The 9,649-nt window shown below is 45.3% G+C and carries 10 protein-coding genes and 2 tRNA genes; 10 read left to right on the top strand and 2 right to left on the bottom strand.

Annotation, left to right across the window (positions count from 1 at the left end; translation table 11 throughout):
- Positions 1 to 539: 539 nt before the first annotated feature.
- Positions 540 to 662 (bottom strand) — tRNA-Leu (locus PHI74_03515).
- 1 nt (position 663) lies between these two features.
- Positions 664 to 783, bottom strand: a tRNA-Leu gene (locus tag PHI74_03520).
- Between the two features lie 197 nt (positions 784 to 980).
- Between PHI74_03520 and PHI74_03525 the strand changes: the two genes are divergently transcribed.
- The 10 genes from PHI74_03525 to PHI74_03570 all read left to right on the top strand — a co-directional run.
- Entirely contained in the window at positions 981 to 1,946 is a 966-nt protein-coding gene (locus PHI74_03525) for a methanogenesis marker 12 protein (protein MDD5485080.1), read from the top strand.
- Between the two features lie 39 nt (positions 1,947 to 1,985).
- Entirely contained in the window at positions 1,986 to 2,534 is a 549-nt protein-coding gene (locus PHI74_03530; GenBank protein MDD5485081.1) for a pyruvate ferredoxin oxidoreductase subunit gamma, read from the top strand.
- On the top strand, positions 2,531 to 2,788 hold the full coding sequence (locus PHI74_03535; GenBank protein MDD5485082.1) for a 4Fe-4S binding protein: 258 nt from the start codon (positions 2,531 to 2,533) through the stop codon (positions 2,786 to 2,788). Before PHI74_03530 ends, PHI74_03535 begins: the two co-directional genes overlap by 4 nt.
- A 5-nt stretch (positions 2,789 to 2,793) precedes the next feature.
- Positions 2,794 to 3,963 carry a pyruvate synthase subunit PorA gene (gene porA / locus PHI74_03540; GenBank protein MDD5485083.1) on the top strand — a complete coding sequence of 390 codons (1,170 nt, stop codon included), beginning with the start codon at positions 2,794 to 2,796 and terminating at the stop codon, positions 3,961 to 3,963.
- Positions 3,964 to 4,842 (top strand): pyruvate synthase subunit PorB, encoded by an 879-nt coding sequence (gene porB / locus PHI74_03545; GenBank protein MDD5485084.1) that lies wholly within the window; start codon positions 3,964 to 3,966, stop codon positions 4,840 to 4,842. It abuts the gene before it with no gap.
- The gene (locus tag PHI74_03550; protein MDD5485085.1) at positions 4,839 to 5,450 is read left to right on the top strand and encodes an IMP cyclohydrolase; all 612 of its coding nucleotides are present in this window, start codon (positions 4,839 to 4,841) and stop codon (positions 5,448 to 5,450) included. Before porB ends, PHI74_03550 begins: the two co-directional genes overlap by 4 nt.
- A gap of 126 nt (positions 5,451 to 5,576) precedes the next feature.
- The gene (pyrF, locus tag PHI74_03555) at positions 5,577 to 6,395 is read left to right on the top strand and encodes an orotidine-5'-phosphate decarboxylase (protein ID MDD5485086.1); all 819 of its coding nucleotides are present in this window, start codon (positions 5,577 to 5,579) and stop codon (positions 6,393 to 6,395) included.
- 110 nt (positions 6,396 to 6,505) lie between these two features.
- The gene (locus PHI74_03560) at positions 6,506 to 6,691 is read left to right on the top strand and encodes a hypothetical protein (GenBank protein MDD5485087.1); all 186 of its coding nucleotides are present in this window, start codon (positions 6,506 to 6,508) and stop codon (positions 6,689 to 6,691) included.
- A 15-nt stretch (positions 6,692 to 6,706) separates the two neighbouring features.
- Entirely contained in the window at positions 6,707 to 7,669 is a 963-nt protein-coding gene (locus PHI74_03565; protein MDD5485088.1) for a hypothetical protein, read from the top strand.
- Between the two features lie 239 nt (positions 7,670 to 7,908).
- Positions 7,909 to 9,649 (top strand): HEAT repeat domain-containing protein (locus tag PHI74_03570; protein MDD5485089.1); only part of this gene is annotated, 1,741 nt, incomplete at its 3' end.

The raw sequence follows: 9,649 nt of genomic DNA on the forward strand, positions 1-9,649 counted from the left end.
AAAGATCCTGTGATATGGTACCAAAAGATTTGAGGGTATAAAGTCCACATTTTGAGTTAAGTCCTAAAACTTCACTACATCTTAAGCCACTTGAAGCATGCATAAGAAAGATTGTTTTGCCTCTTAGGTCAGGAAGCGCATCGTAGAATTGATTAAGTCACTTTTGCTCGGTAGATTTGCGCTCAACTTTATCGGGGAGACTTGAAGTCAGCGATAACGTCAGGACTCTTGAGAAAGTCTCTAAAGAATAGTTTAGAGCGCACAGCATTTCTTATTTCTGTACGAGTTTGCAGATTTCAACTCAGGATATTCGTGCATTCTACATCTTGAATGGTGATCGTCTCGACTGATTCATTGTTTATAGAGGGCAGAAAGAGTCTAATATGTTGGATGTATCTATCCTATCACCATAAAATCGGATAGATAGTTGGAGTTTTTCGTATCTTGCAGAATCTCTCAAAAGAATCAATTAGTCCCTTAGTATTAATACCCGTATTTATTAATACAATACCAAAATCCCTATCTGAATGAAATTTTTATGCGGGGGGAGGGATTTGAACCCCCGAACTCCTACGAGACAGGATCTTAAGTCCTGCGCCTATGGTCCCCTTTTGGGTCAAGCTCAGCCAAAAGGTTGTTTGGCCAGACTTGGCAACCCCCGCATGCGGGGGACGAGATTCGAACTCGCGAACTCCTACGAGACAGGGTCCTAAACCCTGCGCCTTTGGTCCAACAAAGAGAGCGCTTCTCCCTGGTTGTTTGACCAGACTTGGCAACCCCCGCTTTTTGAAAGGAGAAACTACATGTTTCCCCCTTGACCTTTTTTCAAAAGGTCTTCATGAACATGGCGCTATTTAAGATACCGCAGACAAATTAAATTAACTACTCAGGCTAAAACCTGGGGGATATTAGATATACCCATAAGACCTTATTTAAATGCAGGCACAAATTATATTACGTGAATTTTCTCAGGGGGTAACATGTTCGTTGGGATGGATCACGGTACCACTGCGATACGATTCGGAACGGATGATGGACGTGTTTTTGAGTTGTCGCGAGAGTGTGCCAAAACCATGCCTGACCCCCTACTGCTGGAGAGCATCCTGAGCGGTCTGGGGATTAAAGCAGAAGACATAGAACTTTTTGCAATCAGTTACTCGATGGGCGATGGTATCTCTGAAATTACCGACATGGAACGAGTGACTAACAGAGGCGTTGTTAAGATGGGTGTCGCTGGAATCCACATTGGGGGGGGAACACATGTCTTTGATGTCATCAAGAGGTCGGGCATACCTGCAATCGTGATACCTGGCATACATGCTAGGAGCGATATCGATAGAAGAATGAAGATGTTCTCGCACGGAGCAAGCCCAGAAAAAGTGGGCATTGCATATCATGCCCATTTACAGGGCTATAACACTTTCATCGTATCAGACGTAAGCTCAAACACCGTTACTGTGGGAGTGGTGGATGGGGATATAGTCGGTGCCTTAGACGCATGTATTTTTGCGCCAGGAATGCTCCAGGGTCCGCTTGACCTGGATGCAATTCGGGATATCGAGGCAGGCAAGATAAGCGCAAACTGGGCCTTCTCCCAAAGCGGCGTATTAAAACACACAAACTTTAGTAGTGTGGAGGAATTACTGAGCGCAGAGAATGAAAGCTCCAGACTGGCATTAGAAAGGATAGCGCTCTTCGCAGCGATGGAAATAGCTGGCATGCGGATACTTGTTAACGAACATTCATCTTGTGAAGCAATATTCCTGAGTGGCGGGATGGACAAGGTGAGAAAGACGGTTGAAGAGCTTCTTGATACTGAAATAATCGGTTTAGACAAGTGGACCGCTGCAATTGGGTGTGCCGAAATAGCCAGAGATGTTTACAGAGGCAAAAAAGAGGTCTTGGGAATCAAAGTTGACTGGAGTCCCACAAATAAATTTAAATAAATTCATGCCAGAATTGATTAGCGGCGTCATGGAGAGGTCATGAAAGAAATACGAATACACGGAAGGGGCGGACAAGGAGTCGTTACGAGCGCGGAACTGCTCGCCTCAGCAGCTTTTAATGATGGAAAATTCAGTCAGGCATTCCCATTTTTTGGCTTTGAACGAAGGGGTGCACCTATCGTATCTTTTGTAAGAATAGATGACTCGCCTATACGATTGAGAAGTCATATCTACAATCCAGACTATGTGATCGTCCAAGATCCCACACTGCTCGATGTGGAGGATGTTACATCGGGTTTGAAGCCAGAAGGCATGGTGATCGCCAACACCGAAAAAGAGCCGGAAAAACTGGGGCTGAAAGCTGAAATCAGGGTAAGGACGATTAATGCAACGAAGATCGCAATGGAGACCTTAGGACAGCCAATCATGAATACTGCTTTAATTGGCGCTTTTGCAGGAGCCACCGGAGAGGTTTCTGTGGGATCGATTAAATGTGCCGTTACAAGTCGTTTTCCAGGTAAAATAGGAGTGAAGAATGCAGAAGCAGTGCAAAAAGCCTATGACAGGATGAAAGGGCAGATAAAATGAAACTGAGCATAGGTGCCATGGCAGAGCCTGGAAGTACGAGGATTAACAAAACTGGTTCATGGCGGACGTTTAAGCCCATCATCAACGTGGAAGCATGCATCGGTTGTGGAACGTGCAGTATGCTCTGCCCAGAAGGCACGATATACAAAGTAGGTGACGAGTATATCATAGACTACGACTACTGCAAGGGATGCGGAATCTGTGCGCATGAATGCCCGGTAAAAGCCATAGAAATGGTCATGGAGGAGGAATAGTCTTCATGGAGATCATGGAAGGTTCGCGGGCTGTGGCAGAAGCGGTCAAAGCCTGCAGACCAAATGTCATAGCAGCCTATCCAATCACACCCCAAACGCACATAGTCGAAGAGATAGCACGGATGGTGGCAGACGGGGAACTCGCTAGTGAGTATGTCAGGGTTGATTCGGAGCATTCCGCAATGTCGGTTTGTGTCGGAGCTAGCGCAACAGGCGCAAGGACGTACACTGCCACTACGTCCCAGGGAATGGCTCTGATGCATGAGGTGTTATTTAACGCAGCCGGGCTGAGACTGCCGATAGTAATGACTGCTGTGAATAGGTCTTTGTCTGCACCGATCAACATCTGGAACGATCAGCAAGACACGGTCTCCGAACGGGACAGCGGATGGATCCAACTTTATGCAGAGGATACCCAAGAAGCAAGCGATATGATCATACAAGCGTACAAGATCGCTGAAGACCGTGACATTCTCCTGCCGGTAATGGTAGGGATGGATGGCTTCATTCTGACTCATGTGCATGAACCTGTTGAGCTATGTCCTCAAGAAAAAGTTGACGATTTCCTGCCTTCGTATGATCCTGCTCATTATCTAACACCAAAGAATCCCCTATCATTTGGTACAATAGTGTATCCGAGCACGTACACGGAATTTCGCTACATGATCCATGAAGCCATGAAGAGGGCTGAGAGAAAGATCATAGAGGTAGCAAGCGATTTTCGGGATAAATTCGGGCGCCACTATGGGGGGTTGATCGATACCTATGAGGCAGAGGATGCAGAGGTGCTCATAATGGCAATGGGCTCCGTCATAGGAACTGCAAAGGATGCAATCGATGAGTTACGTGCAGATGGAAAAAAGGTTGGACTCGTAAAAGTTCGATGCTACAGACCATTTCCAGCAGAGGCAATAGCAGAAGCGGTCAAGAATGCGAAGGCAATAGCCGTGCTGGACAAAAACATCTCGTTAGGACATGAAGGCGCCCTGTATACGGATGTCAAATCCGCCCTCTACAAGGAGAAGGGTCCTCTTGCACTGGGATTCGTCCTTGGATTGGGTGGAAGGGACATCTCAAAGAACACGATCAGGAGCATCGTCGAGAAAGCGCAAAAAGCGATCAAATCCGGGAGAGTTGAAGAGGATAGTGAGTTCGTTGATCTGGGGGTGCCATAGATGCAAGAGGAATTGTTTGCACCTGGTCATAGAGGATGTGCAGGATGTGGGGCGGCAATAGCTGCACGATTGATTCTTAAAGGTTCAGGAAAGGACGTCATAATCATCTCACCAACAGGCTGTTTGGAGGTCGTTTCATCGCCTTACCCGGAGTCAGCCTGGAAAGTTCCATGGATTCACTCGTTATTTGAAAATGCGGCAGCTGTCGCATCTGGAGTTGAATCGGCCCTAAAATCCCTTGGCAGGAAGGATGAGGCCAAGGTGATTGCGATAGGCGGGGATGGTGCCACCATTGACATCGGAATAGGGGCACTCTCAGGAATGCTCGAAAGAGGGCATGATGTTACGTATATATGTTATGACAACGAGGCCTACATGAACACGGGCATACAGCGTAGTAGTTCGACGCCCTATGGCGCATCCACCACGACAAGTCCTGCCGGGAAAGCCTCTTTCGGTGAAAACAGACCAAAGAAGAATTTACCTGCAATAGCTGCCGCCCATGGGATACCCTACGTTGCCACCGCCTCGATTGCCTATCCAAAAGATGTGATAAGAAAGGTAAAAAAAGCAATTTCCATAGAAGGCCCAAAGTACTTGCAGATACATGCACCTTGTTGTACCGGATGGGGATTTGACGGAAGTAAGACGATAGAGATCGGCAGACTTGCGGTAGAGACGGCACTTTTCCCGATATATGAAATGACAGATGGCAAAGTTACCTCAGTCAAGAAGATCAAGCGAAAACCCGTCGAGGAATACCTGAAGGCACAGCGCCGATTCAAGCATTTGTTCAAAATCGAGGGCGGAGAGAAAGAGCTGAAGAAGATTCAGGATATTGCGGACGCGAATGCGAAGCAATTTGGGTTGGACCTATGATGTATGTCGGAAGAGTGGTTGTAATAGGGCGCTCTGAGGGCAGGCCTTTTATAGGGTATCGGTTATCCTCCCGCTCCTTTCCGAATCGGATGGCTGTGACAGAGTTTGATTCCGTGCGCATCGTTCCAAAGGACGCAAAGGACCTGCCCAAGAGTCCGTATATCTCGTATAGTTGCATCAAAGTGATCGGAGATCATGCGGTCGCCACAAACGGCTCACACACAGAGCCCATAGCGGAAAAAATAGAATCAGGATACCCTCCGAGAGATGCCATGGCACTCACTCTTTTAGCGATGGACTATGAAAGAGACCAGTATAAAACGCCGAGAATTGCAGGCGTCATTGACAAAAATGGAAGAGGTTGTCTGGGCATAGTACAATCAGACGGCATAAATGTAAAGGAATTCGAGCTTGGGGGAAAGGCATTCTTCATCGCAACCTATGAGAAGACCGACTTCGAGCGATTATATACAAAGGTGAAGGGATCGACTGCGACCGAGATCGCCAGGTTTATGTACGAATTGAGATTCGAAAATCCCGTGTGTTCAGCCGCCGCAGTATGGGACGGGGAGTTTAAAACGGGCGTATATAGCGGAACGGATGATTGATGAGTACGCAAAAGGCTGATACGAAAAAATCCATTGTCTGCTTTGCTTTCTTAGTACTAAATAAATGAAAAGGCGATAGCGGCATACAAACCCCGGATAGAAATCAGGGTAGGTGGTAAAGTAAAGATGAGATTCAACGACAAATTGATCGGCGCATCGAAAAAGAATGACAGCCTGCTCTGCATAGGACTTGACCCTGACGCAGAGAAAATTCCTTCCTTTTTGCGGGATGCCGATGACCCGATCTTCGAGTTCAATAAGCGCATCATCGACTCAACCAAGGATTTGGTGATCGCCTATAAACCGAATCTAGCATTTTACGAGGCACTGGGCCTGCACGGCTTGCAATCCCTGGCCAAAACCCTAAGGTACATTCCCAGTGATATACCCGTCATCGCTGACGCCAAGAGGGGGGATGTCGAGCATTCGGCAAAGGCCTATGCCAAGGCTGTTTTCGAGGTGTTTAACTTTGATGCGGTCACGGTGAATCCTTACATGGGCAGCGATTCCGTCAAGCCCTTCCTGGACTATGCGGAAAAGGGCGTATTCGTCCTGTGCAGGACATCCAATCCCGGCTCAAAAAATTTCCAGGACCTTCGCTGTGGCTCAGAAAAGCGCCTGTACGAGATCGTGGCTGAACATGTGGTGGGCTGGAACGTAAACAAAAACTGCGGACTGGTGGTCGGAGCCACCTACCCGGAGGAGCTGAAAAAGATCAGGGAGATGGTGGGAGAAGATATGCCTATATTGATACCGGGGGTGGGCGCACAGGCCGGCGACCTGGAAAAGGCCGTAAAGTTCGGCACCAACTCAGTGGGAGAGATGGCAATCATAAGCGCATCCAGGGTCATCCTCTATGCCAGCAATGAAAAGGATTTTGACAAGAAGGCAAGAACGGTTGCCAATTACATAAGAGAGGATATTAATCAGTTTAGATTCAGATGATGTTTTTATCGGATAAGAAATAAAGCCTGAGAATTACCTCAAAATTAACCAAAACTATAAAAGGGACAAAAAACAATTTATATATTAAATAACCTAAGGAAACAAAGCAAATGATGCAGGAAAAAATAGAATTAGATTATAAAGAACTGATAAAAAGGGCACAAGAACAACCTGGCATTAAAGAATTGATGATAGTATACGGTGATTATGAAAGTATGATTCAACAAAGTCACGAATATTTAATGGGTATGATGCCGCTGCCTATTATTTCATCTAACAATAATTCATCATATTAAAAGGATTGAATTATTATGCCTACTTGGGGGGAGATATTAACAGAACTACAACAACTTGAAGAACAAGGTGTTCGACCTCCTTTTGATACTGTTAGAAGAAAATATTTGGCTTCTTTGTATGGATATACAAGGCGTAATACCATCATCTATGCGTCTCAATGGACACAACCGGGCAATTTTGATCCCAGTCTAATAAGTATAACAGAGGAGGATATTCAAGGAATAATGGAGGTAATTCATGGGCTTACTGGCCAAAGTTTAGATCTCATCTTACATAGTCCTGGTGGTTCCGCTGAGGCAACAGAAGCAATCGTCTCATACTTAAGGACTAAATTTGACGACATCAGGATTATTATTCCACACGCTGCGATGTCAGCAGCAACAATGCTTGCTTGCAGCGGGAATTCTATTGTTTTAGGAAAGCATTCATTTATCGGTCCAATTGACCCTCAAGTTAGAATTAATACACAGTTTGGCCCTCAAGTAGCCCCAGCACAGGCGATATTAGATCAGTTTGAACTCGCTAAATCAGAATGCCAAGATCCTCAAAAATTAGGTTCATGGTTGCCGATACTAAATCAATATGGACCTGCACTATTGGTGCAATGTCAAAATGCTTTAGCCTTATCTCAGCAATTAGTTTCTGAGTGGCTTGAAGCTTACATGTTTGTGGAAAAGGATAATGCAAATGAAATATCCACAGAAATTGCTGCTACCTTGGCAAATCACCAAAGATTCAAAAGCCATGCTCGACATATAAATCGGCAAATGGCAAAAGAAATCGGTTTGATTATCAGTGATTTGGAAGATGACCAAGAATTTCAAGATCTTGTATTATCCGTGTTTCATTCTACAACTCATACGTTCGGTGGGACATCTGCTGTGAAGATTGTTGAAAACCACCTTGGTAAAGCATTCATTAAACAACAAAGAACTGTTTTAATACAAAAACCTCCTTCGGAAAGCCCTCAACAGTAAAAAGGGTGGAAAAATAAATCACATTTAATGAGTCACAAGTGGGAGTAAAAAAAAAAGTGCAGAACAAAAAGGAGCACAACAATGAAATGTGCGCAATTCTGCGGAAAACTTCGGTTTCCTCACCTCGTCCACTTCGTGAGTTCTGTCATATAACAGGCGCATATCCAACTTCGTACCTTCCTCAACTTCTTTTACACGCAAAAAGTTATACGCCATTCGTCGCATAAGGAGATGTGAAGATGAGAATATTTGATAAGTTGTTCAAACCGAATGTGGATAAGTTAGAGGGAAAAAGAAATGTAAAAGGGCTAATTAAAGCTTTACAATATGAAAAAGATGTGAAAATTCGAGAGGGTGCAGCATGTGCTCTTGGAAGGGTAGGAGATGAAAAAGCAATAGAACCTCTCATTCAGGCTTTGAAGGATGAAGATAACGATGTTCGATTGGAAGCAGCAGAGGCTCTTGGAAAGATTGGAGATGAAAGGGCGGTAGAACTTCTTCTTAACATGGTTTTGAGAGGTGGAGATTGGTACTATCGATTGGCGGCAGCAGAAGCTCTTGGAAAAATAAGATGGAAGCATAGAGATGAAAGGATAGAAGGACCTATTATTAAAGCTTTGGAGGATGCCATAGAAGCTCTTGGAAAGATAGGAGATGAAAGAGCAGTAGAACCACTAATTCAGGCTTTGAAGGATGAAGATTGGGATGTTCGAGAGGGAGCTGCAGAGGCTCTTGGAAAGATTGGAGAATCGGCAGTAGAACCTCTCATTCAGGCTCTGAAAGATGGATACTATTTTACTTATTATTCTGAGGAAGTTGGAACCTGTGAAGTGTATTCTGTTCGAAAGGGAGCTGCAGAAGCTCTTGGAAATATTAGAGATGAAAGGGCGGTAGAACCTCTTATTCAGGCTTTGAAGGATAAAAATAGCCATGTCCAATGGGAAGCAGCAGAGGCTCTTGGAAAGATTGGAGATGAAAGGGCGGTAGAACCGCTCATTCAGGCTTTTAAGGATGTTGATCGGCGTGTTCGAGAGAGAGCAGCAAAGGCTCTTGGAGAAATAAAGGATGAAAGAGCGGTAGAACCGCTCATTCAGGCTTTTAAGGATGTTGATCGGCGTGTTCGAGAGGAAGCAACAAAGGCTCTTGGAGAAATAGGATGGAAGCCTAGAGATGATGCAGAGAAAGTTCGTTACTTAATGGCAAAGAGTGATTGGAATGAATTAGTGAAAGTTGGAAAGCCAGCAGTAGAACCGCTTATTCAGGCTTTGAAGGATGGTGATCGGCTTGTTCGAGAGGAAGCTGCAAAGGCTCTTGGAGAAATAAGAGATGAAAGAGCGGTAGAACCGCTTATTCAGGCTTTGAAGGATGAAAAGTGGTTGGATGTTCGAGAGGAAGCTGCAAAGGCTCTTGGAGAAATAAGAGATGAAAGAGCGGTAGAACCGCTTATTCAGATTTTGAAGGATAAAAATAGCCATGTTCGATGGGGAGCTGCAGAAGCTCTTGGAAAGATTGGAGATGAAAGGGCGGTAGAACCTCTTACACAAGCTTTAGACGATCGGTATGCTCGAGAGGAAGCAGCAAAGGCTCTTGGAGAAATAAGAGATGAAAGAGCGGTAGAACCGCTTATTCAGGCTTTGAAGGATTGGTTTGCTAAAAGGGAAGCTGCAAAGGCTCTTGGAGAAATAAGAGATGAAAGAGCGGTAGAACCGCTCATTCAGGCTTTTAAGGATGTTGATCGGCTTGTTCGAGAGGAAGCTGCAGAAGCTCTTGGAAAGATTGGAGAATCGGCAGTAGAACCTCTCATTCAGGCTTTTAAGGATGAAGAGTGGTATGCTCGAGGGGAAGCAGCAAAGGCTCTTGGAAAGATTGGAGAATCGGCAGTAGAACCTCTCATTCAGGCTTTTAAGGATGAAGAGTGGTATGCTCGAGGGGAAGCAGCAAAGGCTCTTGGAAAGATTGGAGAATCGGCAGTAGAACCTC

This window comes from Methanocellales archaeon, assembly GCA_028715985.1.
Lineage (GTDB): Archaea > Halobacteriota > UBA148 > UBA148 > UBA148 > UBA148.

What these genes read in the sequence shown, in the direction of transcription:
- PHI74_03525 (MDD5485080.1), top strand. Translation starts at nt 981, where the DNA reads ATGTTCGTTGGGATGGATCACGGTACCACTGCGATACGATTCGGAACG.
- PHI74_03530 (MDD5485081.1), top strand. Translation starts at nt 1,986, where the DNA reads ATGAAAGAAATACGAATACACGGAAGGGGCGGACAAGGAGTCGTTACG.
- PHI74_03535 (MDD5485082.1), top strand. Translation starts at nt 2,531, where the DNA reads ATGAAACTGAGCATAGGTGCCATGGCAGAGCCTGGAAGTACGAGGATT.
- porA (MDD5485083.1), top strand. Translation starts at nt 2,794, where the DNA reads ATGGAGATCATGGAAGGTTCGCGGGCTGTGGCAGAAGCGGTCAAAGCC.
- porB (MDD5485084.1), top strand. Translation starts at nt 3,964, where the DNA reads ATGCAAGAGGAATTGTTTGCACCTGGTCATAGAGGATGTGCAGGATGT.
- PHI74_03550 (MDD5485085.1), top strand. Translation starts at nt 4,839, where the DNA reads ATGATGTATGTCGGAAGAGTGGTTGTAATAGGGCGCTCTGAGGGCAGG.
- pyrF (MDD5485086.1), top strand. Translation starts at nt 5,577, where the DNA reads ATGAGATTCAACGACAAATTGATCGGCGCATCGAAAAAGAATGACAGC.
- PHI74_03560 (MDD5485087.1), top strand. Translation starts at nt 6,506, where the DNA reads ATGATGCAGGAAAAAATAGAATTAGATTATAAAGAACTGATAAAAAGG.
- PHI74_03565 (MDD5485088.1), top strand. Translation starts at nt 6,707, where the DNA reads ATGCCTACTTGGGGGGAGATATTAACAGAACTACAACAACTTGAAGAA.